The 26,155-nt window shown below is 56.5% G+C and carries 24 protein-coding genes and 1 pseudogene; 17 read left to right on the top strand and 8 right to left on the bottom strand.

From position 1 onward, the window contains the following. The first annotated feature begins 1 nt into the window (after position 1). The 4 genes from B5P46_RS28170 (at position 2) to B5P46_RS28155 (ending at position 5,448) form a co-directional block, all read left to right on the top strand. Positions 2-1,075, top strand: a complete 1,074-nt coding sequence (locus B5P46_RS28170) for a glycosyltransferase family 2 protein (protein WP_129421686.1) — start codon at positions 2-4, stop codon at positions 1,073-1,075. Next, a complete protein-coding gene (locus B5P46_RS28165) occupies positions 1,068-2,819 on the top strand; it encodes an ABC transporter ATP-binding protein (RefSeq protein WP_129421591.1) in 1,752 nt (583 codons plus the stop codon). Before B5P46_RS28170 ends, B5P46_RS28165 begins: the two co-directional genes overlap by 8 nt. Further along, on the top strand, positions 2,816-3,940 hold the full coding sequence (locus tag B5P46_RS28160) for a glycosyltransferase family 2 protein (RefSeq protein WP_129421590.1): 1,125 nt from the start codon (positions 2,816-2,818) through the stop codon (positions 3,938-3,940). The genes B5P46_RS28165 and B5P46_RS28160 overlap by 4 nt, the downstream gene beginning before the upstream one ends. Before the next feature lie 1,301 nt (positions 3,941-5,241). Next, a complete protein-coding gene (locus B5P46_RS28155) occupies positions 5,242-5,448 on the top strand; it encodes a hypothetical protein (RefSeq protein ID WP_003542083.1) in 207 nt (68 codons plus the stop codon). Between the two features lie 528 nt (positions 5,449-5,976). Here B5P46_RS28155 and B5P46_RS28150 read toward each other — a convergent pair. The 7 genes from B5P46_RS28150 to B5P46_RS28120 all read right to left on the bottom strand — a co-directional run bounded on the left by B5P46_RS28150 (position 5,977) and on the right by B5P46_RS28120 (position 11,649). Then, positions 5,977-6,225: a hypothetical protein gene (locus tag B5P46_RS28150; RefSeq protein ID WP_129421589.1), complete on the bottom strand. Its 249-nt coding sequence runs from the start codon at positions 6,223-6,225 to the stop codon at positions 5,977-5,979. A gap of 103 nt (positions 6,226-6,328) precedes the next feature. Then, complete coding sequence (locus tag B5P46_RS28145; protein WP_129421588.1) at positions 6,329-7,036, bottom strand: TfuA-like protein; 708 nt, start codon at positions 7,034-7,036, stop codon at positions 6,329-6,331. Further along, the gene (locus B5P46_RS28140; protein WP_129421587.1) at positions 7,033-8,226 is read right to left on the bottom strand and encodes a YcaO-like family protein; all 1,194 of its coding nucleotides are present in this window, start codon (positions 8,224-8,226) and stop codon (positions 7,033-7,035) included. Before B5P46_RS28140 ends, B5P46_RS28145 begins: the two co-directional genes overlap by 4 nt. Before the next feature lie 42 nt (positions 8,227-8,268). Then, a complete protein-coding gene (locus tag B5P46_RS28135; RefSeq protein WP_003561841.1) occupies positions 8,269-8,481 on the bottom strand; it encodes a hypothetical protein in 213 nt (70 codons plus the stop codon). 20 nt (positions 8,482-8,501) lie between these two features. Then, on the bottom strand, positions 8,502-10,349 hold the full coding sequence (locus B5P46_RS28130; protein ID WP_129421586.1) for a peptide antibiotic resistance protein: 1,848 nt from the start codon (positions 10,347-10,349) through the stop codon (positions 8,502-8,504). A 9-nt stretch (positions 10,350-10,358) separates the two neighbouring features. Beyond that, positions 10,359-10,784 carry a helix-turn-helix domain-containing protein gene (locus B5P46_RS28125; RefSeq protein ID WP_129421585.1) on the bottom strand — a complete coding sequence of 142 codons (426 nt, stop codon included), beginning with the start codon at positions 10,782-10,784 and terminating at the stop codon, positions 10,359-10,361. 172 nt (positions 10,785-10,956) lie between these two features. Further along, positions 10,957-11,649 carry a class I SAM-dependent methyltransferase gene (locus tag B5P46_RS28120; protein WP_129421584.1) on the bottom strand — a complete coding sequence of 231 codons (693 nt, stop codon included), beginning with the start codon at positions 11,647-11,649 and terminating at the stop codon, positions 10,957-10,959. A 526-nt stretch (positions 11,650-12,175) separates the two neighbouring features. Between B5P46_RS28120 and B5P46_RS28115 the strand changes: the two genes are divergently transcribed. Next, on the top strand, positions 12,176-13,066 hold the full coding sequence (locus B5P46_RS28115; protein ID WP_129421583.1) for a DUF6030 family protein: 891 nt from the start codon (positions 12,176-12,178) through the stop codon (positions 13,064-13,066). Positions 13,067-13,096: 30 nt separating this feature from the next. On the opposite strand, the pseudogene B5P46_RS28110 reads toward B5P46_RS28115, so the two are convergent. Continuing rightward, positions 13,097-13,535, bottom strand: a pseudogene (locus B5P46_RS28110) (hypothetical protein). A gap of 139 nt (positions 13,536-13,674) precedes the next feature. Between B5P46_RS28110 and B5P46_RS28105 the strand changes: the two are divergent. From B5P46_RS28105 to B5P46_RS28050, 12 genes are all read left to right on the top strand, one after another. Then, entirely contained in the window at positions 13,675-14,748 is a 1,074-nt protein-coding gene (locus B5P46_RS28105) for an endo-1,4-beta-xylanase (RefSeq protein WP_129421582.1), read from the top strand. 31 nt (positions 14,749-14,779) lie between these two features. Then, entirely contained in the window at positions 14,780-15,931 is a 1,152-nt protein-coding gene (locus B5P46_RS28100; protein ID WP_003542111.1) for a glycosyltransferase, read from the top strand. Next, on the top strand, positions 15,931-16,437 hold the full coding sequence (locus B5P46_RS28095) for an acyltransferase (RefSeq protein WP_003542119.1): 507 nt from the start codon (positions 15,931-15,933) through the stop codon (positions 16,435-16,437). The genes B5P46_RS28100 and B5P46_RS28095 overlap by 1 nt, the downstream gene beginning before the upstream one ends. Next, positions 16,434-17,336, top strand: coding sequence for an exopolysaccharide glucosyl ketal-pyruvate-transferase (gene pssM / locus B5P46_RS28090; RefSeq protein WP_129421581.1), 903 nt, complete (start codon positions 16,434-16,436; stop codon positions 17,334-17,336). The genes B5P46_RS28095 and pssM overlap by 4 nt, the downstream gene beginning before the upstream one ends. Before the next feature lie 151 nt (positions 17,337-17,487). Beyond that, the gene (locus tag B5P46_RS28085; RefSeq protein ID WP_129421580.1) at positions 17,488-18,990 is read left to right on the top strand and encodes a lipopolysaccharide biosynthesis protein; all 1,503 of its coding nucleotides are present in this window, start codon (positions 17,488-17,490) and stop codon (positions 18,988-18,990) included. A gap of 32 nt (positions 18,991-19,022) precedes the next feature. Then, on the top strand, positions 19,023-20,027 hold the full coding sequence (locus B5P46_RS28080) for a polysaccharide pyruvyl transferase family protein (protein WP_003561855.1): 1,005 nt from the start codon (positions 19,023-19,025) through the stop codon (positions 20,025-20,027). A 40-nt stretch (positions 20,028-20,067) separates the two neighbouring features. Then, complete coding sequence (locus tag B5P46_RS28075; protein WP_129421579.1) at positions 20,068-20,889, top strand: galactosyl transferase; 822 nt, start codon at positions 20,068-20,070, stop codon at positions 20,887-20,889. A gap of 83 nt (positions 20,890-20,972) precedes the next feature. Beyond that, positions 20,973-21,917: a glycosyltransferase gene (locus tag B5P46_RS28070; RefSeq protein WP_017961657.1), complete on the top strand. Its 945-nt coding sequence runs from the start codon at positions 20,973-20,975 to the stop codon at positions 21,915-21,917. Between the two features lie 171 nt (positions 21,918-22,088). Next, a complete protein-coding gene (locus tag B5P46_RS28065; RefSeq protein ID WP_129421578.1) occupies positions 22,089-23,057 on the top strand; it encodes a glycosyltransferase in 969 nt (322 codons plus the stop codon). A 91-nt stretch (positions 23,058-23,148) separates the two neighbouring features. Continuing rightward, the gene (locus tag B5P46_RS28060) at positions 23,149-24,123 is read left to right on the top strand and encodes a glycosyltransferase (RefSeq protein WP_129421577.1); all 975 of its coding nucleotides are present in this window, start codon (positions 23,149-23,151) and stop codon (positions 24,121-24,123) included. Then, positions 24,120-25,004 carry a glycosyltransferase family 2 protein gene (locus B5P46_RS28055; RefSeq protein WP_129421576.1) on the top strand — a complete coding sequence of 295 codons (885 nt, stop codon included), beginning with the start codon at positions 24,120-24,122 and terminating at the stop codon, positions 25,002-25,004. The genes B5P46_RS28060 and B5P46_RS28055 overlap by 4 nt, the downstream gene beginning before the upstream one ends. After that, positions 25,001-25,981 carry a glycosyltransferase family A protein gene (locus B5P46_RS28050; RefSeq protein ID WP_129421575.1) on the top strand — a complete coding sequence of 327 codons (981 nt, stop codon included), beginning with the start codon at positions 25,001-25,003 and terminating at the stop codon, positions 25,979-25,981. Before B5P46_RS28055 ends, B5P46_RS28050 begins: the two co-directional genes overlap by 4 nt. Positions 25,982-26,155 lie beyond the last annotated feature (174 nt).

Here is a 26,155-nt window from a genome sequence, read left to right as displayed (position 1 = left end):
AATATCAGGCGCAGCTATCCCTCTCATCACCGTCGTCATCCCGGCTTACAATGCCGAGAAAACGCTTGCCGAAACATTGAGCAGCGTCTCCAGCCAGTCCTACGACAAGCTCGAAATCCTGGTGGTCGACGACGGATCGCGGGATGGGACCTTCGAACTTGCGAGCGATTATAGCCTGACTGACCGCCGTATCCGGGTTCTCCGCCAGGACAATGGCGGGGTTGCGCGTGCGCGCAACCACGGCATAAGGGAGGCACGCGGCCCCTATATAGCCCCTGTCGATGCCGATGATGTGTGGCATCCCGAGAAGATCGAGCGCCAGCTTCTGGCGCTGAGGAAATTGCCCGGCGGACAGGGGGTCGCCTATAATTGGTATGCGGCGATCGACGAGATCGGCATCATTTTCGGCCATTCACGGCCGGTCATGCATGAGGGGAATATATTCGAGCCGCTGCTGCGGGAAAACTTCATCGGCAATGGCAGCACACCTTTGATGCCGCGGGCGGAGATTCTTCGCTGCGGCGGCTATGACGCCGGCCTGCGCGACAATGGCGCCGAAGGCTGTGAGGATCTCAAGCTCTATCTGGCGCTCGCCGAGATCTTGCCCTTCGCCCTGGTTCCCGATTTCCTCACAGGCTATCGCTTCACCAGGGGAAACATGTCCAGCAATGCCTATCGCATGCTGAAGTCCCATAGCTTGGTGATGGCCCCGATCATCACGCGCTATCCGCAGCTTGCGCGGGATATCCGAACAGCCCAATTCAACACGGCGCACTGGTATTTCAACAAGGCCTTTCTCGACGCCGATTATGCACAGGTCGGCAAGCTGGCGCCGATCATGGCAAGAAAATACATCCCGCAGATGATCCTCTATGGCATGCGGCAGGGCTGGCGCCAGACGAAACGCCAGGGCATCCAGATGGCAAGACGTGTCCTCGGAAAGCCCGCCCGGCCAACAAAACGCTTCACCGCGGAGATTCCGCAAACCGGAACGGCATTCAGCGATCGTTTTACGGCCGTGCCTGTTGAGCAGGCGATCAGCCCGACCTCTTCACGGACGGCCGGCAATGAATAGGTTTCGAAAACCAACTTCCCCTAAACCGACAGGCGCCTACCTGGTCGTCGCGGCTCGCTTCCGTGAGCTTCGCCAACTCGTCCCCTCGTTGCGGCTCAAGATGACGGTGATGATCGTCCTGGGCATTCTCACGGGGTTCTCGGAAATGGTCGGGATCACCTTTCTGGTCAGCCTCGTCTTTCTTCTCGGTCAGCAAGATCCCGTCTCCGGCTCCGCCGTCGCATGGCTTCCGGCGTTTTTCGGCGGTATCGACCTCAGTCTTTCCAAGCCTGTGCTGATCGGCATTCTGATCGGCTCGATCCTGTTCCGGATTTTTCTGGGATGCGCCAATTCGCTGATTGCAAGCGCGGTCAACCACCGGATCAGCGACCGCATGCGGGACCGCCTCTACGCCAAGGTCCTGACCATGCCTTTCCAGCGCTTTCAGGATTATGAGCGCAGCGACCTGATCAATGTCATCGCCACCGAATCCTACGCGGTGTCGTCGGCCCATGCGAGCCTGGTCCGTCTGGGGGTCAATTTCGGCACGATCGTGATCTTCGGCGTCGGCATGCTGGTCATGGCCTGGCCGATCGCCTTGCTCGGGCTCGCCTTCGGCTTCATCCATAATTTCGCATTGGGTTTCTTCGCCGGTGCCTACCGCCGTCTCGGCGCCTCCGCTCTGGCTGCCGTCGAAGCCTTGACGCAACTGAGCTGGACAACGCTGCAGACTTTGAAGGCCGTCAAAAGCTTCGGCCTCGAGAAGCGCCATCAGCAGCTCTTCGAAACACTTTCCGGCGACGTCGGCCAGACTTGGCGCCGGTCGGACTGGATGGGGGCGACGACCTCGCTTCTGAGCGAAATACTGACCTTCGGGGTCATCCTGACGATCATTCTGTCCTCGGAGTTCCTGCCGGTGGATTTCAAGGCGGCGCTCTCGGCCACCATCCTTCTTTACAGGCTTCAGCCGCATATCAAGGGATTCGATTCCCAGATCCTGAGCCTTTACGAGATGGAAGCGTCGCTGCAGAACGTCCTTGCGCTGCTTGCAGAGAGGGATGATATCAAACTGACCTCGCAAGGGGAGAAAGTCACCCGCCTGGCGGAGGCGATCGTCTTCCACGAGGTCTCGTTCGTCTATGAGCGGGCGAACGCACCGGCGGTTCACGATCTCAGCTTCTCGATCAGGGCAGGCGAAACGACGGCTCTGACGGGGCCGAGCGGCTCCGGCAAAACCACAATCCTCAACATGATTCTCGATCTCAACCCGCCGACCCAAGGCATCATCACCATTGACGGCAGGGACCTCGCAACCGTCGACCGTTCCAGTTGGCTGGAGCTGCTCTCCGTATCGGGTCAGGACGTTGAACTGATGGAGGGCACAGTCCTCGACAACATCCGGTTTCGTCGCGATATCTCGGAGCAGGATATCCGCTGGGCGGCCGATGTGGCCTGCGCAACGGAGTTCATCAACGATCTGCCGTATGGCTTCGATGAATGGCTGGGCGACGAGGCGATCCGGCTTTCGGGCGGACAAAGGCAACGCATAGGCCTGGCGCGCGCGCTCGCCGGCCGGCCTCAGATCCTGCTGTTGGACGAAGCGACGAGCGCGCTCGACGAAGATACCGAGATGCGGGTGTTTTCGGCGATGAAAGAAGATGCCGGCAGAACGCTCATCGTCGTTAGCCATCGACCCGCTGTCGCCAGGCTGATGAAGAATCGGATCGATCTCCGCCCTCCCGCTCCCACGTCGAAGCTCGGGTGACGGAGATGGATATTTCAACGATGTCCGGGATTCGGGTGGCCGTCGTGATCCCCGCCTATAACGCCAGAAACTACCTTGCCCAGACGCTCCAGTCCGTCATCGACCAGACCCACAGGGCGCTGGAGATCGTCATCGTCGACGACGGCTCGACGGACGAGACAGCCTCGATCTGCCGCCATTTTGCCGCGAGTGATCCAAGAATCCGGATTGTCTCGACTGAAAACCGCGGCGTCGCCGCGGCCCGCAACACCGGGATTGAAGCATCGAAATCCGACTATATCGCCTTCCTCGATGCCGACGACCTATGGCATCCGACCTATATCGAAAGAATGCTTTCGGCTCTCCATCCCCTGCCGAGTACCTGGGGCGCGGTCTATGCCCTTCACCGTCTCATCGATCCCGAGGGATATTGCACGAGATCCGGTTCGTCACTGAATGCCAGGGACACCATTTTCACCCGTCATCTCGTATTTCGCTTCGTCGGCAATGGCAGCGGCTTCATGGTTCGCCGCGCTGTCATTGAGAAGATCGGTGGCTACGATTCAACTTATGCCAGGCAGGGTATCGGAGGATGCGAGGATTTCGACTTCGAACTTCGTACAGCCGAGAATTTCAAGATCGAGGCGGTGCCGTTGGGTCTAGTGGGATATCGTATTCATTCAGCAGCCATGTCTTCCGACAGGTCGCAAATGGCGCTATCGCTTCTGGCTGTGACCGAGCAATGTATCGCCCGCAATCCACAGCTTCCGACTTTTGTCGCCAACTGCGCCCGCGCGTCGGCGCATCTTTATGCATTTTCAAAATTTGCCGCCTTGAAAGATTGGCGCCGCGCCGCGACCTCGCTCAAGCACATTTATCATCATAGCCCAATGCTTGCTTCCGACATCCTATTCAAATTGATCCTTTCAAAAGCCGACCGAGCCGCACGCAGGACATTGTCCAAAGCCTGGCCGGTCAGGGAACAAAAGGGAAAAAAATTCAGAAAATTCGAAGAGATAGACCCACTCGTCCCATTGGTTGGCGGTTGGTCACGATTCAGGACGAAGGCATTGTTCAGGCGCTTGTCGGAGATCGATCGATCTGGCGAATGCTCTGCGGCGATCTCGTCGCAGGAGGCTTGATGCCTGCCGGCTACATATCTGTTGGTGGCGCCAACGCTGACGGCAGTTTTTCGCTCGGCTGCTCAAAAATCTAAAGGTTTAACAACCCATCACTTCAATCGGCGTAGCGATTACTCCGCTACCTCTATTACAAACTTTGATATTTAAGCAGAATAGCAATTAGTAAAAAAGCGAACGAGTTATGAAAAAAGCAATCGCCCCAATAATGATCTGTGACAATACCGATTTTTACTGTAATCATGCTTACGCACGTGCAAGCATTCCTACCGGAGGACCCGTCACCCACCCCGGCGGGTCCTCGACTTTGCTTTTTGGCTGGTTGCCACAACCGTTATCGCTGCATCGGCATAAATAGATTTTACCTCGGATGGCGATGTTATGCTGTTGAGATCGGTGTGATCAGCAAATCCCCACCATCGGCAAGTCAAGATCAAAGTTTGGTTCTCTTTTGCCAATATTTCGACCGACTCTTCAATTCATCCCGAGGATGCTTTCGGATCCGCAATGAAATTATGGGGGCAGAAAATTCGTCATCAAGTCGAGATTATTATCCGATAGAACTTCATAAGTATCCCTGCCACAATAAAGAAGAAGACATCCTACGATTACTATCATACAAAAATTTAATCGTCTTATAATTGATTTTTAAATACAACCATTGTCTGAAATTCATAATTTTACCTTTTGATAAATTTTTACTTGCTGCACTCAATTGTCGATCTTGACCTATTGTGCATAAATTTTCAAAAGCATCGGCATTACCTTCCACGCAAGAACAGAAGATCTACCAAAAGCTACTTCCCACCCGAGGTCATCAACGACCCGGCAACTGCCTGCATCATTGGTGAGATTGTTACAACCGATGGCCTAACAATCCTGGAATGGTCGCGCGGCGAAAAGTTGCCGATGCAATTCAACGCTCCTGGGGAAAAACGTAATATATTGATAAATAGAGACATTCCTTAACTCCCTGCGACCTTGCACCGACCAATTCAGCCAACAGCATTCGGTCCGTCACTTCAAAGGTCGGCATATGAGCCTGTACTCGCCAAGTGAAATACCGAGGCAAAACTCGCGGCGCCAGACATGCCTGCCCTCTTTGACGATCCTCCCGATACGACAACCGATATGCGCGGGCGAAGTTGGCCAGTCCTGATTCAACACGCCGGAGGCCCCGTGACATGGCTGACCTGTGTCGAAATGGTCGCACCTCGGCAGCGAATTAACCGTTCATAAAGCATTTGCTTGCTCAACTTATAATTTGTGTCATGGTCACTGTAAGTAGTGAGGGAGCCGACCTGATGAGTGATATAGCATCGCAGATTCCGGAATTTGGTTACGATGAGCGCGTGATGATCTGCCGGAAGCAGATCGAGAAGGCGGTTTATCAGTTCATTGCAAATACAAAGGTCGAGGGATGCGATCCAGCGGAAGTCGCAATGGCCATCGCCGACATCGCCGACGACTACATTCTGCTGCTGGCCCAGAAGCGTAACCTGACCCATTAAGATGAAGGGTCGGCCGCCAATCGGCTGGTCGTGCAGAAGACATTGAGTCGAAATCGCGCCGCCTCCCTGCCCGGAGGCAACGTCAACGAGATCGTTTACCCCTCGCTTCGAAGCCGTCCATGGGATGGAATGTCGAATAGCTCCAGAAAAACTTCAACCACCCAGCCAGGCAACGAGCCGGGCTTCGCTAAAGCGCGTCGCAATCTTTCAGATTCGCTCTTGGCGCTTTAGGTCTTTGTTTTTGCGCATGTCGTTGTCGCAAAACCGCTGCACACTTTTGCGCGACATGCTTTAGCCTACAAATTGACGCCAGCCCGAGAGTGAAACGCCAAGCATCGGTACACACCGGGCTTTCGTTTCAGCCCGCTATCTCCCGACGATTGAAACAAACGGCCCCGGTCCGATTGGCGACTGCTCGGTTGCGCACGAGCGCACGCAATAACCCCGAAAATCGAAGTTGATTTTCGGGGTTATGCGCGGGTTTGAAGCGGTGGAGTGTTCCCGGCGCGTGCGATCGGACGCGCCGTACTAATGACTTCTCACACTCACCTGCGGCACCGGAGAACTCAATTCGCCCAGTTCCCTGGTCAAACCCTCCCCCACTTCCTGCTTCACGGCCTCGAGCGCAAGGTCGAGACAATTCGTCGCGAACTGCAGTTTGACATCCTGGGCGACCTGTCGCGCATAGGCGATCATCCGCGCCAACGCGACGAGCTCTTCCAGGCTGTCTTCCGCCCCTTGGTCTGCTTCTATCTTGACAACCGATGTCACGCCCATGCCCCATTTCTCCAATGAATTGAAGGAATGATACGCGTGTGGAGGTGATCCAGCCCGTGAAAAAAGCGTGACACAACCCTCGGTGACAATTGCCGGCTTCGTTTCACAATGCAGGGCGGGTCCGGAACGGGGTGTCGTGCAGTTTCCAGGGTAGATCGGCATTCGAGCGAATGTCGCGGACTTCCTGCACGGCTTTCAATAATTCCAAGGCATCGATGCGTTTTTGATCGACGGCATTCGACAGAAGTGCCGCCAGCAGGTCCGCACGATCCGGCTCGGCCAGCCCCGCACACTGCTCGACGACCGTCCGCCACGTTCGTTTCTTGAAGAATATCGCGCCTGCGGCATCTTCGAGCTGTTGGCGCAACCGACTGGCCAGCAGTCCGCGATCTTCCATCGCATCGAGCGTTGCGCTGACATTGACGAGCGGTACCGTCAGCGGCTTGCTGCCCAGCGCGCTCGGCGCGTGCGTGAGCGCGACGGCGGCATCGTCGACCAGCCGGCCGGTGCGATAATCTTCGAAAATGCGGCCGATCCCGATCATGCCGAAAGGATGGCATTCGGCAGCGCGCAACGCGCCCATGCTTGCCGCCCCGAGAACCGCGACGCCCATCGACAGAGCATGGAGAATTTCCTTGTGCCAGACCGGTGCGGCATATTCGAAGCCGCCGTCGATCAGGCCGATGACATTGGCACCCTGCTCCACCGCAGCCAGGACATCGCCTTGCGTGGCAGGCGGCAGGACGCATATCCCCTCGCCGGCAAGCAACGCCGCATCGGGAAGACTGGGACCTGCGAAAATGAGCTTCAAAACCCTATTGCCCTGGCAAGCGCCCGCGTTCCAAACCGCCGGGCGCGCTCCCCCTCCGGATTTTCGAGCTCGGGAATGACAATCTTGACAACACTGAAGGGAAGCGTGTCGTCGCTGAGGCGCACGGCGATCACCGAAGCGATCCGCCTGTTTCGGAGCGCGTCGAGCACATGCTGCAGCAAGTGCGCCAGATCCTGTTGCCGATGTCCTGCCACCCCGTCACTGCCGATAGTGGCAGCGGGCGGTGCGGCAACCGCATCGAAGGCCTGCCGCATCAGCGGCGGCAGGCATCGTGAGAAAGTTGCGGGAGAAATATCGTCTCTGGCTCCACTGATATAGGTCAGCCGAGATTGCACGGCTTCCGTCACCGCCCGAATGGCCGCGCGCACAGGAGACGGATGAGCGCCGGCGCCGCCGGTCACCTCGACAAGGCGAATGTCCCTGCCTCCGCGAATATCCCGGAAGCCAAGCACGGGATCCCCAGGACCCAGCATGGCAGTGAAACAGGGGATCCCGATGTCGCTGGTGATATCGAAGAGCCTGAGCGCCAATCCCGAGGTTTCGATCTTGTCGATCAACCCGTCCAAGGCGTCGTCCTTAAAGCCGCGGGGATCGACGCAGCCGGCATAGCGATCCGCTTCGCCGCCGACCTGCCACAGCACATGGGCGTCACGCTCGATACGCTCCAGGACGCCGTGAAAGATCGCCTCTTCGACATTGTTTCCCGATGCCAGGCCATCCGACGACATCCAGTATCGCGCGTCCCTTGTGCGGTCGAGCACCACCGCTTCAAAGGGGATATAGACCTCCTCGCCGGTGAGGATATTGACGCCGGCAACCCATTCCGTCTCCTCGTCCGGTCCGAGATCGGGTTTATGAAGAGCGGTCAGGCAGTTCAGCGCGTCGGTCCTGTGCCCCATGGCCTGCAGACGGGAAGAGGTGCCGTGAACGAGATCGACGGAGGGTTCGCCGGCGACCGCCCGTTCGAGGGCTTCCATGACAGTGGATACTTTGGCATCGAGATCGGTCAGGCCCTTTCCCTGGGCAATCACGATCGAGCGAGAATTCGGGGCGTATGCGCACCAGACGGGGATTCCGATATCGTCCAGTCCGGTATGTCGCGCGACCCTGGTAATGCCGAACCCGGCCAAAAGAGGTTCGACGCGGGAAAGGGTTTCCCGCGGCGACATAACCCTGTCGGAATATATGGAGCGGTGCGTCAGAATGCCGGCTCAGCCGTCGACGTGACCGGAAAGGGCAACCTGCGCCGAGGAAACCGCGACGGCGAGGTCGACGCCCTTCACGAATGTGCCGCCGGCCTTGCGAAGGCCGTTTGCAGTCGCCAATTCCCCCGTCGGATTGAGAGGCTTGACCGTACCCGCGTCGAGATCGGCAAGCCAGAGACCCGCCTCACCAGGTATACCTATAATGACAGCTTTCGCCATGTAATGCCCCTCAGCTATTGTTAAAAACCGGCCTTCAGCAGGCCCTCCCGATAAAGCTCTTTTTGCCAATCTTCCTTGAAGGGAACGATGGCGAGCCACTTCTCGACCTCGAAGACCGGGTTGATGCTTTCGGCCCGTTGCCGATGGAAGAGCGCCCGTTTTCGATCGCCGATCATTGCGCAACTGGCCGCAGCGATGCGATGGGCCGGCGCTTTGTCTTTCATCGCCTCGACATAGGCGATGGCCTCCTCATACTGTTCCAGGAAGAAGCTCGCTCCCGCAGCGCACCAGAGGTAGGCGTCAGGCGCGATCGGATTGAGCGAAATCGCTCTTTTGATCTTGGCGAGCGCGTCGCCAGGGCGGGATGCATGTACGAGCGTGTCGGCATGGCTGTAGATGACATCGGCAAAATGCGGGCTGAGTTGTTCCGCCAGATCAAGTGCGGCGACACTGGCATCGACATCGCCGAGATAGAGTTTGGTGACGCCAAGCTCGCGATGGCCCGCCGCCGACGCCGGATCCCGCTCGATGGCCCGAAGCGCGTTCTGCTCCGCCAGATGCAGCAGCTCATTGTTTCCCTGCGCCCTCACGAGCCACTCGCTGGTGAAGGTTCTCGCCAGCCCGGTAAATGACGGAGAGAAATCCGCCTTATGCGACAGCGACTGCTTGAAAGCTTTTCGTGCCCGGCGGATATGCGGCAATGTCAACTTGCTCATCAGGCTCGAGCCGACCAGATAGGCGTGATAGGCCTGAGGATTGGCTTCGAAGCCTAAGCGCTCTTCCTCGTTTTCAGCCAGCTCGCGGGCCACCGACATGGTCAACTGCTGCGCGATCAGCCGTCTCTGACGCGGCAATATATCGGGCGTCATCGTAAATCGATTGGCCCAGATGATCTCGTCCGTAGGAAAATAAACCAGCTGGGCGAATAATCCCTCTTCGGAAAGCCGTGTATCCAGAAGATAGGCGATCGAGTGACGGGCGACCACGGCAGCCTTCTCGGAGTCGCGGCGGATCTGGCCGGCCGTATGGGGTGCTACGATGGAAATGTTTCTGAGCGCGCAGAGTTCGATCGTGACGTCTTCGATCAGGGCGTTGGCAAGCGCAAGCCCGGCATCGGCATGTTTCGATGTCGGGGGAAGCAGCACCAGCCGAGGTAGGATCAACGACGCCGGCGACACGCGTTCGATGTCGGCAGTTGTCTCATCACCGGCCTCGGGACGGTTCACCTGTAGCCTGGCATGGCCGTCGCCGTTCGGCAATCTCTCGCTGAGGGACGAACCGCCGGATAGCCGGTGCAGCAGGGCTCTGACCTGCTCGTCATTCGGATCTCGTTCGAGGATCTGCAAGGCGGCGCCGGAAATGGAGCGCGCGGCGCCGGACTTTTGCGCATCCGGCAACGCATCCAGCAATGCCTGCCGCAATTGCAGCGTCTGAGCATCCCGTTGCGCCCTGATCCACGCGTCTATCAGCTTTGTCGCTGGTTTGATATTTCCGATGAACCCACGCTGGGTCAGTTCGGCGATCGCGTTCAGCCGCTCCAGCGGCGAACCGCCGGCGCGAAAAATGTCCAGATCGCAGGAAACTGCCTGCATGTTGAGACGAACGGTGGTGGCGGTGAAATCGAAGGGCATTTCGGCGCGCCCGCCGTCTGTCTCGCGGATGCGGGAAAGCAGTTTGCGCAGATTGAGCCGCGCCAGCTCGGGTTCGACGTCATTCCATAGAAACTGAGCCAATTCATAACGGCTGAGTTCATGGCTCGCGCCGGCATAGAGATGGGCCATCATCAACAGCCCCTTGATCGGATAGCGAACCGGGTCGCCATTCGTCTCGATTAACCGCAGATCGCCGAATGTCTGCAGATGAAGCACGATCCGTCCTCAGCTGTTCACAACCGAATCCTGCAACTCACTGTCACTGTCAGGCAATCCCGCGACTGCCAGGCTTTTGGCCAACGCCACAAGCTTTTGCCTGATATTCGGGTCCTCGATGGCGATGAATGCCTTGTTGAGCGCCAGCCCCTCCTTCGAGGACAAAAAGCTGTTCAATTCATTCGTCGCGGCGTCGATCGGCCCGGAGCCGCCGTTCTCGAAGAAAAAGCCGACGGGCACGCGAAGAATTTCGGATATGCGCTGAAGACGGCTGGCGCCTATCCTATTCGTTCCCTTTTCGTATTTCTGGATCTGCTGAAAGGTAATGCCCAGAAGTTCGGCCAAGCCGTTCTGGGTCATCCCGAGCGTCTTTCGTCGAACGCGCACGCGGTTGCCAACATAGATATCAATCGAATTCGGCGATTTAGCCTTCATGTGAATAAGTCTCCCGCTTTATCAGCCCGCCTGGCTGTATAATGGAGAGTTTAAGCAAGAATGCAACTAAAAGTAAATATTTCGTAAGGATTTTTTTCAGCAGCGCACACAGTAAAAAACAACCTGCGGATTATCGCAGCAGCGCCATTTGGCGCGGGTGCACCCGCGCTCTCTATCCCGCACTTCGCAGCCGACGAATGCTATCCGAAATCACTGCCGCTCCGACACCCTCTCTGAGAGGTTTTTGCGCAACGGCGATCATCGACTTGGCGAAAACGGGAATCCTTCCGACATACTCAAAACGAACATTGTCGAAGCCGGCATCGAGCAGCAGCGTACTCAGCGTGTTTTTCGACCAGAACTTGATATGCCCATGCTCCTTCAACGGCATGAAATGGTCGTCCATTTTCCCCATCGCAGCCAGGGCAAGGTTCTTCAGATAACCGTGATAGGGTGTCGACATGACAGCGATGCCGCCCGGCTTGACGAGATCGTACATCGTCGACGTGAAAGCCTTCGGATCGTAGACATGTTCGACGACCTCCAGGCTGATGACGGCATTGAAGGTGCCATACTCCCTGAAAAGGTCGTCATAGGCCGAGCCGACATTCAACGGTAGTTCGGGATAATTGACATTGGCCTTGGCGATGCCATCACTGGAAGGATCGACGCCGACGACATAATATCCCCTTCCTGCAAGAGCCGCTGCCGCCCCGCCCGTACCGCATCCCAAATCAAAGATGTCGTTCTCGAGAGAACCGTCGAAATGGCTATCCAGCACGTCGAGCACGGCGGGCAGGATATAGGCGTGCGCGGTTGTCGGTTTGGCGTGAACATAGGTGGTTGCGTCTAGCTTGACGGACATGTCCCTCCCCCTCGGCGATTGGGCGGCAACCCTATCGAAGAATACGTCGAAAATTTGATGAAACCCGCCAAGTTTCAGGGATAATTAAAATATAATCTATGGTTTTATAATAAAAAACAAAACTTTTGCGTGAAAATGCGCCAAAAATGAGGTGTATATAAAATATAATTGGGAATTATATTTAATAATTACTGGAGATATCCTAGAAAATTGATCGATCTTATAATGAGAACGAAAAACAACCTTCAGAAACCAGAAGGAAGCGAATGTGAAAAGGTCAATTCATAGGCCAAATGGCGAGATCATCGGCTGTTTTCCACTGCGATTGTCCGCGTTACATTAGAGATCCCCGATTGAAATGGCGTTACGGCGCCTCCGCCGAAATCTGTAGCGCCCTTTCCTGATGACGAGGCACAAAGGTGCCCAATTGCCGACAAGAAGCCAAAGATATTTAACGGATAAATGTATACTGCTGGATTTAGACAGCCCGATCGAAACCCCTTCTCGCGCGCCGGAGAAGACAAGCTTGCCCGATAATTCGTCGTCCGCATATGCGAAACAGCCGGTGGGGAAACCGCGGGTTCCCGTGGTCTTCTGGTTGCTGCTGACGATTTCCCTCTCGCTGGTCATGGGAACGGTGCTGCTTTCCAACAACATGAAACACCTAAAGACGGTTGGCCATTATTTTGGCTTCGATCTCTTTCCCCAGGAGGTCAGACCGCCTCCCCCCAAAGCCCTTCCCCGCCCCACACCACCGGCCACCTTCACGCTTCCATTGCATATCATCGAACCGCCGATGGTACAGAGCGCGTCGACTTTCCTGCGGACATGGCGAATATCCGGCGCCGCAATGTGTGCGGCGCTGCGCAATGCCGGCATCGAAACCAGCGACTGGGCGGCGGCGAGTTTCAACGCCGATACATTTGAATGCTTTTTCGAGCAGAGCGGCAAGCGGGAGAAGGATCAGCTCCCGAGCTCCATCTTCGTCATCGTTCGCGGCGACGCCGCCGGCACGATCAACAATATGCGCGTGAAAATCATCAATCCCGAGACCGATGAAAATGGCCAGCTCGATCCCGGCATTCTGCGAATTTTCGAAATCATGCTGCGGCAACCGCAATGGCTCGATTTTCACGAGACCCTCAACGCAATCAAGAATCTGAAGGACATCAAGGAAGACGGCTTCGGAGCCAGTATCGGCTTCACCCGCGAGGTGCTCAATCCCGGGAATTACAACTTCACGCTCTCGCTGGATGCAACTTCAGGACCTCAGAAAAGTACAAGAAATTATTTTTCCGGCAGAAGATGGCTGCCGTTGCCGGACCCCGCAGTCGAGATCGACAGCGCGCAACCGGAATCAATCTCCAAGCCTCCCCATACCGAAGCGCCGGCTGAAAGTCAGGAATATCGGCGTTAGGTCTTCGGCTTCATGCCACGCACGGACTGATCACGCCATGTGACTAGCATCGTCGTGATGTCTGGCCATTATCTTGTAGAGCTCTTTCAAACTGTCCGCACTCGGCCGTTCGGTGCTGTCCCCACCCGCCAGACGCCAGACACGCTCGACATTGAGGTCCTGCGTGACTTGAGCAAGGTCTTCGTTCAGCGAGCGAATGACGACCTCCGATCGGCGCAACCGCCACGACATTCTGACCAGCGCTGCGAACGGGAGGAAAATGATGCCGATGATGCCGAGAGCAAGGACCGCGAACTGCCAGTCATCGAGAAGAGACACCGCTTCGAACGGTCGCCATAAAAAAAACGGCATTTTGAAATGCCATGTGAAGATAGCTCATTAGATAGCTGGACCAATCTTCCATCACGAGCGCCCTCCCCGAGCGGTTTATATCTTGGAGTATGCTGAAAAGTCTAGCAGGCACTAACAATATCCCCTGCCGGTGAAGTATATTTGAGGTTGTATTACCCTGCTGAATTGAACGCGAATCTCGTGATGGATCGGTGCCGACGAGTCCGGCCTTTCAAATTCCACCGCGGACATGAAAAAAGCTAACAGTGAGAGATAGAATGAATAGAAGACGTTTCCTCGCCTCGGTTCCGCTCGCTCTGTTGTACGTCCGTACGGGCCAGGCCCTAGCCCAGGTGCCTGCCGCTGCAGGGCTGCGCGTCCTTGCTGACAGGAAGTCGTTCCGATTCGGATCGGCAATCGACCTGCAAAACATCAACGATCCAATCGCTGCCGAGATCTACATCGACAACGTCAATTCAATAACGCCGCGAAACGAACTGAAGTGGAGTGCGACGGAAAAGAGACCGGGTGTTTTCAGCTTCGGCAGCGCCGACCGTATGGTTGCATTTGCACGCAAAAACAACATGAGGGTTTATGGCCATACGCTGATCTGGTATCGCGTCCCAGGCTGGGTGTCTGATATCACCGACGCAAAGACCATTCAGGCGACGATGAACCGTCATATAAAACAGGTTGTCACTCGCTATAAGAACTCGATCGATGCATGGGATGTGGTGAACGAACCGTTGGAGTATGATGCACCGGATCTGCGGGATTGTGTTTTCCGACGCCTGCTTGGCGACGATTATATCCGTATGAGTTTCGACATGGCGCACCAGGCCAATCCCGGCGCGACGCTGGTGCTCAACGAAACGCATCTGGAGAAAAAATCCGACGTGTTCGAACAGAAGCGCGCGCGCATCCTGAAAATCGTCGAGGATCTCGTCGCCCAAAAAACGCCGATCAATGCGGTGGGTCTGCAGGCGCATTTCCGCCCCGGCCTCGACCGGATCGATCCGGAAGGAATGGGACGCTTCTGCGCGGCGCTGAAGGACATGGGTGTCGGCGTTTTCATCACCGAGCTGGATGCGTCTTGCCACTTCCTAAACCGCGACAAAGCCTTCACGCCGGCATCCTACGCCGATATTTTCAGTGACGTGATTACCGTTGCCGCCGAACATGGTGACTTGAAAGGCGTGACGGTATGGGGCATGTCGGAAAAATACGGCGAGCCCGATGAGAAAGCGACCAACCCCGCTGCGGCTTGCACGAAGCGCGTTAATCTTTACGACGAAAACAATGCGCCAAGAAGTGCGGTTGACGGTATCCGGCGGGCAATAGAGGCGATGTGATGCGCAAGACAACGGAGACGCAAACAGATTCATGAAAAAAGCCGTTATTTATGTGGAAAAATTTTTGCCTGCCAGCCAGGCATTTGTTCTCAACCAGGCGGTAGCGTTTCGTTCTTTCGAAGCTGAAATCCTTGCTGGCTCGCGAATTTCTTCGGCCCACACAAAAAAATCCACTGTTCCGGTTCATGACATCCGTCGGTCTCCCGTTGCACGGGCCGGTGAACTGCTTCTGAAAATCCCGCAGATCGGCCTTCCCTTCCTGTTTCCCGCGATCGGCAAAGCCGATCTCGTTCACGCCCATTTTGGCAAGAACGGGTACGTCATCGGCCCCTTGGCGCGCGCCGCCGGCAAGCCGCTGGTCACGACGTTCCACGGCTTCGATGCCACCTATCGCGGCGACCCGAAAAAGCCGGGCGGCTTCAATCAGGTGCGTTTCTTCGCCAAGGGCCGGAGCGAGATGGCCGGCTGGAACAGCTGGAACATCGCCGTTTCCGATTTCATCCGCGACCGGCTGCTGGCGCTCGGCTTTCGTGCCGAACGCGTCTATCGCCATCATATCGGCATCGATCTCGATCTCTTCAAAATGGAGCCTCGTCCGCGAAAAAAAGGGCTGGTGGTTTCAATTGCCCGCTTCGTCGACTATAAGGGCCATCGTTTCATGATCGATGCGCTTTCACGCGTGGCCGCCGCCGGCACCCCAGTCGAATTCGTCATGGTCGGCCAGGGTCCCTTGAAGGAGGAAATCGAAGCACTGGCGCGTCGTTCCTTGCCAAGCGTCACGATCCATGAAAATCTGTCGCAGACTGAGATAAGAGATCTGCTCGCCAGTGCGGAGCTTTATCTTCATGGAAGCGTGACCCTCGACAATGGTCACGCCGAAGCTTTCGGCCTCGCCAATCTCGAGGCGGAAGCCGTCGGTACTCCGGTCGTCGCATTTCGCTCGGGAGGCGTGGGCGAAGCGATCGAAGAGGGGAAAACTGGTTATCTCGTGGAGGAGCGGGATGTCGCGGGAATGGCCGAGGCAGTCGGAAGGCTGCTCAACGACCAGGCTCTGTGGACAGCCTTTAGCGCGCGGGCACCGCTTCTGGTGGCCGAGCGTTTCGACTTACGTCGCCAAACGGGGATGCTCGAGGACTATTACAGTTCCGTGCTAGACGAATTTTCCAGCCGGGGTCGGACTTGATGGTGCAGACAGGAAAAAAGCCGAAGTGGGGACTGAATGTATTTCGGCCGCTGCGGAACAGCATTGTGACGGCCAAATGGCTCTACTATACGAAGTTCTGGGGAATGGACATCGATCCGACGGCAAGCTTTTCCTTGAGCGTTCGTTTCGACAAGACCAACCCGAAGGGATTGCATATCGGCGCGGAAACTTACGTCGCCTTTGAGGCTGCGATTCTCACCCACGATCTCACACGCGGGCTCTACCTGCACACGAGGATCGGCAAGCGCTGCTTCATCGGCGCCCGCAGCATCATTCTGCCCGGCGTCGAGATCGGCGATGAATGTGTCATCGGCTCGGGCTCGGTGGTGACCAAGAATGTGCCGCCGCGCTCGCTCGTGGCGGGCAATCCGGCAAAGATTATCCGCAGCGACATCAAGATCATTTCGCGTTACGGACGCATGGCACGCGAAGACGAGACGGTCTCGCAGATCGTGACGCACTTGCCGACTGGAGAAGCACGATGAAGATGTTTGCCTACCGGGGGAAACACGAGAATTTTGGCGACGAACTGAACCATTGGCTCTGGGAGCGTCTGCTGCCCGGCTTCTTCGATGAGGACGAAAGCCAGCTCTTTCTCGGCATCGGCTCGATTCTCTACGACAATTTCGACCCGAACATGCAGAAGATCGTCTTCGGCTCGGGTTATGGCGGCTACACCAACCCGCCGAAAGTCGACGGCAACTGGACCTTCTATTTCGTGCGCGGAAAGAAGACAGCCGAGGTCCTCGGCATCGATCCGAGCTACGCCATCGGCGATTCGGGCATCCTCACGCGCAGCTGCTGGGATGCGAAAAGCATCGAAAAGCGTTACCCGATCTCCTTCATGCCGCACTACGAAAGCGCCATGTACGGCAGTTGGGATAAGGTCTGCGAGCTCGCAGGCATTCACTATATCGATCCGCGCTGGCCGGTGGAAAAGGTTCTGACCGAAATCAGCGCATCGCATAAAGTGGTCTCCGAGGCGATGCACGGCTGCATTATCTCAGACGCGCTGCGCGTTCCCTGGCGGGCGATCCGGCCGATCGCGCCTGGGAACCGAGCCAAGTGGTACGATTGGGCAAGTGCGCTTGATCTGGAGATCGACTTCGACCCGATCGGCCCGTCAAACGTCGTCGAAGCAGGCGCGTCACTGGTACGGAATAACACCTATCTTTTGAAGAACATAACGTTCCGCCACCGCCGTATCCGGCAGCTCACCGGCAATTATGTCTTCGGGTCGACGGTCAAGACGCTGCAGCGGGTAGCAGAGAAGCCGGGACAACTGAGTTCCGACGAGTCCATGGTAAATGCGCATAACAGAATGCTGTTGGAACTGGATCGGCTGAAGCAGGATTTTTCCAAGAAAACGGCAAGCGTCCTGTGATCCTGCAAACCCGATTCGTGACGAGGCGATAAGGCATGATCCTTTCTAACTTCATCAACACCCTCTCTTCCCGCAAGGGGGAGAAGTACTTTGGATGGGCGCTCGGCCCGCTTGAACGGTCAGTGTCCTTGAGGTGTGGAGCCGTTCGACCATGAGCAGTGTTACCGACCGGCTGATCCAGGGCAGCATGTGGCTGAGCCTGTCCCGCGCCATCGTCAACGGGCTTTCGGCGCTCAGCACCTTCGTTCTCGCCTGGTACCTCGCACCGTCCGATTTCGGTCTCGTTGCCATTGCAACGACTATCCAGGTCATCCTGAGTTCCGTCACCGAACTCTCGCTCAATCAGGCGCTCATCCGCCACGAGGACCCGAGCGAGGTTCATTTCAGCGCGGTTTGGACGCTGAGCGTGACAAGAAGCGCGATCCTGGCTTTGTTGTTTGCCGCCAGTGCCTTTCCAATTGCCGAATTTTATAACGAGCCCCGGCTGACAAGCGTCATGCTTGCTTTGAGTTTCAGCTTGCTCCTGAGCGGCCTGGCCAATCCACGTCGCGTCATGCTCCAGCGTGATCTGATCTTCTGGCAGGAATTCGTTCTCAACGTATCGCAAAAGCTGGTCGGCTTCGTCGTGACGGTGGCAATCGCTGCGATCTACCAGAGCTATTGGGCTCTTGTTCTCGGCACCCTCGCCTATCAGATTACCAATATCATCGTTTCCTATACCGTCTTGCCGTTCTGGCCGCGCATAACCTTCCGGCATGCGCGGGAATTGTTCTCGTTCTCGCTTTGGCTGACGGCAGGACAGATCGTCAACACGCTGAACTGGCGGATCGAGTATCTGCTGATCGGCAAGATGTTGGGTGCCACGCAGCTAGGCCACTATACCGTCGGCAACACCCTTTCGACGCTGCCGACCCGTGAGGCCACGGCACCGTTGAACCAGACGATTTATCCGGGCTTTTCCAGAGTACGCAACGACCCGGTCCGGCTGATCGCAGCCTATCAGCGCGCGCAGGCGCTTTTGGCTGCGGTGGCGCTTCCGGCTGGAATCGGCATGGCGGTCGTGGCTGATCCGATGATGCGGCTCGCCTTGGGAGAGAAATGGATTCCAGCCATCTTTATCGTCCAGGCGCTCGCATCGGTCTTTGCTCTGCAGACGCTCGGTTCACTCGTCCAGCCGTTGGGCATGGCAAAGGGTCATACCAAGTTGCTGTTCATCCGCGACGCCCAGATGCTGGTGGTCCGCGTTCCCATCATCATCGTCGGCCTGATGATTGCCGGACTTCCAGGCGTCGTCTATGCGCGTGTGTTGACGGGTTTGATTTCCACCACGGTCAATATGCTTCTCGTCAAGCGACTGATCGGCCTGCCGTTCTTCCAGCAACTCGGAGCCAACTTCCGCGCGCTTGCCAGCGTCGCATTGATGGCCGCCGGCATCTGGGGACTGTCACATGTCCTGAACATGCCGACCGATAAGCTGGGCCTGGCTCTCCATCTGGCCATACTGGTCATCACCGGCGGTATTCTCTATGTCGGTTCCAGCTTTGTCCTTTGGCTCGCGATGAAGAAGCCAAATGGCCCGGAAACCGAAGTTCAGCGTATCTTTGTCAAGTTCCTGTCAAAAGCCAAACGTATGGCCTTACCCAAGTCGGCCTAAAAGCTAAAACGAACATCAACAAGAGAGGCAGAATGACCAGCCAATCCAGAACGGAGCTGATCGCAAAACTTAATGGTATGATCCATGATTGCCTGAAAGACTATGTCTCACGCGATGAACCGCTTGCAATCCTCGATTTCCCCGACATCCGCAATTGCGGCGACTCCGCAATCTGGCTGGGCGAAATGGCCTATCTGAAGGATCGCTTCGGCAAACGCCCGGACTATGTTTCGAGAACGGCGGACTTTTCCGCAGATGAGCTGAAAAAGCGCGTGCCGACCGGTCCGATTTTCATTCATGGCGGCGGCAATTTCGGCGACATCTGGGTTTCCCATCAAGATTTCCGCGAAGCCATCATGGAGCGTTTCCCGGATCGGCAGATCGTCCAGTTCCCGCAGTCTATCCACTACAGTTCACCTGAGCGCATCGAGCAATCCGCACGCGCAATCGCGCGTCACAAGAATTTCGTCCTGCTGGTGCGCGATGAAGAATCGAAGGAATTTTCCGAGAAGCACTTCGACTGCACCGTCCGGCTATGCCCCGACATGGCCTTCGCCATCGGGCCGCTGCCGGACAGGGCAACGCAAATTTCCGTCCTCGCTATGCTGCGAGAGGATGCGGAACGGGTTGGCGGCACCGATCGCAAGATCCCTTCCGATATTCCCGTGGAAGATTGGATCACCGAGTCGAAACGCAAGGTTGATATCGCCAAGAAGTTAGGGGCAGCTTCGGCTTTCCTGGCACTGAAGCCGAGCGAAGTGGCATTGCGCAAGCTGGACGCCGCAGCGCACAACCGCTTCGAGCGCGGCATCAGCCAGATTTCACGTGCCCGCGCCATCGTTACCGATCGCCTGCACGTCCATATCTGCTCGCTGCTGCTTGGCCGGCCGCATGCCGTGCTGGACAACAGCTACGGAAAGATCCGCCGCTTCATGAATGCGTTCTCCGGCGGGACCGACCTTTCATACAAGGCAACATCGCTCGAAGATGGAATCGAGTGGGCGCGTCACCAGGCCGGTCAAGGAGCTCGCGGATGACGGAGACGATGCGCGCTTGCTGGATCAGGAGGGTAATCCGATGACACTTGTCACCTTCATTATCCCGGTCCGACATCAGGACAATGCCCGCGACTGGAGCAGGTTGAAGGCAAATCTGACCCAGACCGTGGCTTCCATTTCCAACCAGACCAATGGGGACTGGCGCGGCATCATCGTGGCAAACGAAGGCGCCGATCTGCCTGACCTGCCGGAAAAATTCTCCGCCGTGCGCGTCACCTTTCCGCCGAACGACCTGCATGAGCTTGGAAAGGGCAGCAAGGAAGACTTCCTTGATGCCTTCCGGGCAGACAAAGGCCGTCGCGTTCTGAGCGGCATGTTGAACGCCACCGACAGTCGCTTCTTCATGATTGTCGATGACGACGATTTCGTCAGTTCGCGAATCGTTCAACACGTGTCCGAAAATCGGGACGCCAACGGATGGACGATCGACCATGGTTATATCTGGGACGATGGCGGCAACTTCCTGTTTGGCCACGACGACTTCAGCCATCTCTGCGGCACCTCATTGATTATTCGTGCCGATCTCTACGAACTGCCGCAACGCTTTGAGGATGCTTCGCTAGACTGGATCAAGTCGATGCTGGGCAGCCATGTCCGCATAGCGGATATTCTTGCGCAACGGGGAGCGCCGCTCACGAAGCTTCCCTTTCGCGGGGCAGTCTATCGGGTCGCCCACGGCGGATCGCATAGTCAGGCACCGAGCCTGCTGCGACAGTATTTCCTGAACCGCGGCGTACTCACCAAACCGCGGCGGTGGTGGCGCAATCTTCGTAAGCTGAGGATACTCGGCGAGGGTCACAGGCGCGAGTTTTTCGGTAAGACGCGGTCGAACCCCGCGTAAGCGCCGATCCCTTTCGAACATCGCACAGGCAGTCAAAATATGAAGCTTTTCTCTTTCGACTTCACCAAGAGGGTTGATAACTGATGTCGGATCTATTGGTCAGCGTGCTTTTTTCATCCTACAATGGCGCCAGCCGCCGGCTGCGCCATACTTTGGATTCCTTGGTGCGCCAAGAGCTTCCCCATGATCGGTGGGAACTGATAGCCGTCGACAACAATAGCAATGACGGCACGTTTGATCTTTTGGAAACCTATAGCGACAAGCTTCCCATCACCATCCTGCAGCAGCGCAAGCCGGGAAAGTCCGGCGCGCTGAATATGGCCTTGGATCGGGTGAAGGGGGATCTCGTCGTCTTTACGGACGACGATGTTCGTGCCGAACCGAACTGGCTGAAAGCGATCGTCGACTGCGCCGCAGCCCATCCGAGTTATGGCGTCTTCGGCGGCAGAATCGTCCCTGAATGGGAGAAAGAACCAAAAGACAGGTTTATCGAATGGATTCCGATGGGATCCACCTTTGCGATAGTCGATGACACCCAAAGCGGACCGTGTGACCCGACGAAAGTCTGGGGCCCAAATACGATCGTCCGGCGAGAGCTGCTCGGAACAAGCGTGCGCTACCGCGAAGATATCGGTCCTCTTCCCGGAAAGATTTTTGCCATGGGTGAAGATGCGGAAATCATCATTCGCCTGGCGGCCAATGGCGCCAAGTCCTATCGATGCGCCGAGGCCGTGGTCCATCATTGGATTCCGGCATCGAGCGTGACGGAGGATTGGGTACAGAAAAGGGGCGAGCGGCTTGGCTACGGCATGCCGGCGCTCTTTCCCGACGAGGTGCCTGGAGGGGTGAGGTTAAGCGGAGTTCCGCTTCCGACCTGGATCGAAAGCGCACAATGGGCCTTCCGGGCAGCAATGCTTTATCTCCTGCCGCGATCGAAGAAACGTTTCTGGGCGATCTGGAAATATTATTACATGCGTGGCTATCGCGCCGGAATTCGCCGATACGTTTCTCAGACGATGACGCAGTAATCGATTGCATAGGAGGCAGTAATTTGAAACTCTCGGTGCTCATCAAAAATTTATGGCAGTATTTGCGCCCACGCATCGACAGCGTTCTATCGCAGGCCCAAGATATCGGTAAAGGCGTGACCCGAATCGCACAGGGAAGCGATCCGACCGAAATGAGGTCCGGAGCATCACATGAGCAAAGTCAAGGTTACAATACTGTTCTCAACTTATAACGGCGAGAAGACTCTGCCAACGATGCTTGACGCACTGTGCGCTTCAACCCTACCGAAGGAAGAATGGAAAATCGTTGCGATCGACAACAACAGCAGCGACGACACTGCAGCAGTCTTGAATTCCTATAAGGAGCGGCTTCCGCTGGAAGTTTATTTTGAGCCAAAACAAGGTAAGCAGTACGCATTGACTTTGGGCTTCCGCCATCTGGAGGGCGAACTCGTCATTTTAACCGATGACGACGTCATTCCCGCGCCGGATTGGATCGAGCAGTTTCTCACCTTGGCAGATGAGCAGCCACAGTTTGCCATATTCGGCGGCTTAATCACGCCCGAATGGGAGGAAAGGCCTGCACCGTGGTTAGTCAAGTATGGGCATCTGGGGATCCTTTACGCGCTGAATAACCATCTTCCCGAGGGTCCGATTTCGGCGGTATTGATATCTGGGCCTAATTCGGCCTTCCGTCGTTCCATTTTACCGCCTGGCTATATCGTTCACGACGGCCTCGGCCCCGATGCCACTGTCGCTCAGTTCCCCATGGGTGAGGATACTGCTTTCGCTCTCAGGTTGGAGAAGAATGGAGCCAAGGCTTTTCACTCGCGGCATCCCGGGGTTCGGCACATTGTCAGGAAGGGCTATGTGAACGAAGGCTGGGTTTTGCGGCGCGGCGAGCGTTATGGCATGGGCTTGGTTATCGTTCGGCCGGACCTCTTCGACAGAAAAACGAAAATTGGCGGTCTGCCCATCGCTAGCGCCTTGAGATGGCTTCTGATGGTGCCGGCCAGCGTCGTCGTCAAGAGATTTCCGCCAAGCGGCGTTCGCTTCAAATTGCTCTGGGCGCAGTCGGTGAGACAGGGGATCCTGCGCCAATTTCTCAAGCAGCGATCTACGATGAATAAAACGATCTACTCTCAGGTCGGTGCCAAATGACAAAAGTACTAAACCGCGGCATCGACAGGAAGTGCTCCAGCTGCGGAGGCAGCGGGCAGGATTTTCGCACGTCAGGAGGCGAGTGGGTTTGATGACGGATCCGAGAATTAGTGTCATCTTTTCGTCCTTCAACGGCGCCAGCAGACGGCTTCAACAGATGCTGGATTCGATGTTGGGGCAAAACCTTCCAGTCGAACAATGGGAACTGATTGCCGTCAACAACAACAGTAAAGACGAAACACGGGAGCTTCTCGATCAATATGCAAAGAAGCTTCCAATTGTTGTTGTTAATCATACCCGCCCAGGCAAATCAGGAGCTATGAACGCAGCTCTTGCGATAGCTCGAGGAGCGCTCATCGTTTTTACGGACGACGACGTCGAGGCAGATGCGCACTGGTTGAGTTCGATCGCTGCATGCGCGGAGGCGAACCCGGATTTCGGCGTTATCGGCGGCCGAATTCTTCCAAATTGGGAGCATTATCCCCATGGGGATCCGCTGTTGGACTGGATTCCCATGGGATCAACCTTCGCCATATCCGACCAGGAATCCAGTGGCCCATGCGACCCGACAAAAATTTGGGGTCCGAACACGACCGTGCGTCGCGAATTGCTTGGCAGCAATGTTCGATTCCGCGAAGATATCGGGCCGCTTCCAGGAGGTCTTTTCGCGATGGGAGAGGATACGGAAATTGTCAGCCGCCTATCCCGAAGCGGCGTGAAAACCTATCGGTGCGCCGAGGCCATTGTTCATCATTGGATTCCAGCCTCTAGCGTGACAGAGGCTTGGGTACAGAAGCGTGGGGAACGTCTTGGCTATGGAATGCCAGCGCTCTTCGCCGAGGACATTCCAAAAGGTATAAGGATCGGGGGAATCCCCTTAAGAACCTGGATCGAGAGCGGCAACTGGGCGGTTCGGGCAGCCCTCCTTTATCCGTTGCCGCGATCAAAGAAGCGGTTCTGGGCTATCTGGAAGTACTATTACATGCGTGGCTACCGCGCCGGACTTCGCCGATACGCACCGGCAGTAAATCATTCTGGTCGACTAGCGCAGGAGGTCGTGCATTGAAATTATCGGTGCTTATCAACAATTTCAATTACGGCCAGTATTTGCGCCCATGCATCGACAGTGTTCTGTCGCAGGTCTATCCCGACTTCGAAGTGATCGTGGTCGACGATGGCTCCACCGATGATTCCCAAGAGATTCTTGCTTCCTATGGCGAGCGGATCCTGACGGTATTGAAGGAAAACGGTGGCCAGGCATCGAGCTTCAATGCGGGTTTTGCGGCCGCAAACGGCGATATCCTCTTTCTCCTCGATGCCGATGATGCGTTTCTGCCCGGCAAACTTGCTCGTATCGCCGAGATCTACGATCGCAACGAGATCGACTGGTGCTTCGACCGGGTGACGACCGAGGAAAGCGACCAGCCTCCTGCAGAGCTGCAAGTGACACTGTTCGACAAGCGGGACACGCTTCGCAGGGGCGGCTTTCCCTCGCTTCCGGTTCCGACATCGGGCTTGAGCTTCCGCCGCAATCTGCTGTCCCAGATACTGCCGATGTCCGTCGCGACAGACGTCGTCCTCAGCGACAATTATATCAAGTTTGCTGCTGCCTTTCTCGGCCGCGGCGCCATCGTCGAAACACCGCTGACGTTTCAGCGCATTCATGAGTCGAACCGCTACACGGGCACAAGCAGGGCAAAGACACTGCGCCCGCGGATCATGATCGCGACTGGGCTGGAACTGGCACGCCGCTATGACGGGTTGCAGGCACTCGGCAAGAGCCTGGTTGCCGGCGGAATTGCCGAAACGACATCGCTTCTGAAGCTCCGGGGCGAAGCTCGCAACACGGTGGCCGGCGGTCCGTTCGGCGATGCTGCCGCGACCGAAGTGGCCTTGATGGCGGCGCGCAAGCGTTTGGGAAATATGCTGCGGAGAGGACATTCATGAATCAGCAAGAGACTTTTCCGCATTCATCCGTCGGCACAGAAGCAGGCGTCGCACCACTGAAGATCGCCGTTGGTGTGCTGACCTATCGGCGCCTCGATGGGATTGCCAAGCTGCTTGACGTCATGACGCGCCAGGTCAGGCACCCGGCTCGCCCCTATCATCTCACCATGGTGATCGTGGATAACGATGCGGCCGGCAGCGCAAGGGCCACGGTAGAGAGCTTTGGCCAAACAGGTGCCTACGACCTGATCTACGTCATCGAACAAAACCAGGGCATACCCTTCGCACGCAATCGCGCACTGGATTCGGCACCTCCAGGCACCGACCTCTTCTGCTTTCTCGACGATGACGAATGGCCGGTCGACGGCTGGCTGGATGCGATGCTGGAGACACGGGAGAAAAACCGCGCCGATTGCGTCTATGGCCCCGTCCAACCGGTCTATCCCGAAAACCCGCCGGAATATTTCATCAAGGCAAGGGTGTTCGAGCGCAAGAAGAACAAGGACGGTCAACGCATTTCTTATGCGGCATCGAACAACGTCATGTTCGACTATCCCCTGATCCGTTCATGGAATCTGCGTTTTGAAGAGAAGATGCGCTTCACCGGGGGCACGGATTACCTTTTCTTCAACCAAGCCATCCGCCGTGGGATGCAGGTCTTCTGGGCTGACAAGGCGCTTGTCCACGATATCGTTCCGGCCAGCCGGATGACCTGGAAATGGGTATTGCAAAGACAATATCGGCTCGGCAATACCTTCGCAGTCAGCGAGGTCCTGCATGGCAATCTCAAGCGCCGGATCTATCGCGCCGCCTATGGCGCCACGAGAGTTGTGCTTGGGCTGGTCATGCTGCCGGCGATCTTGATTTCACCCTATTGGGGCATGCGAGCCCTCACCCACGTTCTGCGCGGCGCGGGCATGGTTAATGGGATTCTCGGACATGCATACCAGGAATACAAGCCCAATGCCGCTCTCTGATACGCAGGCGCCCTTGGAAGAGTTCTGAGCGTTATTATGTTCGAGCTGAAACATCACAAAGATTGGCTGTCCATGAACTTCAAGGCTTCAATCAACCGGGCCAAAAATGGTACACTTCTACTGAACTATCGTGACACAATCGCTGTTCGAACAGAACGGTTTTCGCCCTTATCC

The sequence above is a fragment of the Rhizobium leguminosarum genome, assembly GCF_004123835.1.
Classification (GTDB): Bacteria; Pseudomonadota; Alphaproteobacteria; order Rhizobiales; family Rhizobiaceae; genus Rhizobium; species Rhizobium leguminosarum_M.
This window is presented reverse-complemented; position numbering and strand designations above follow the sequence as displayed.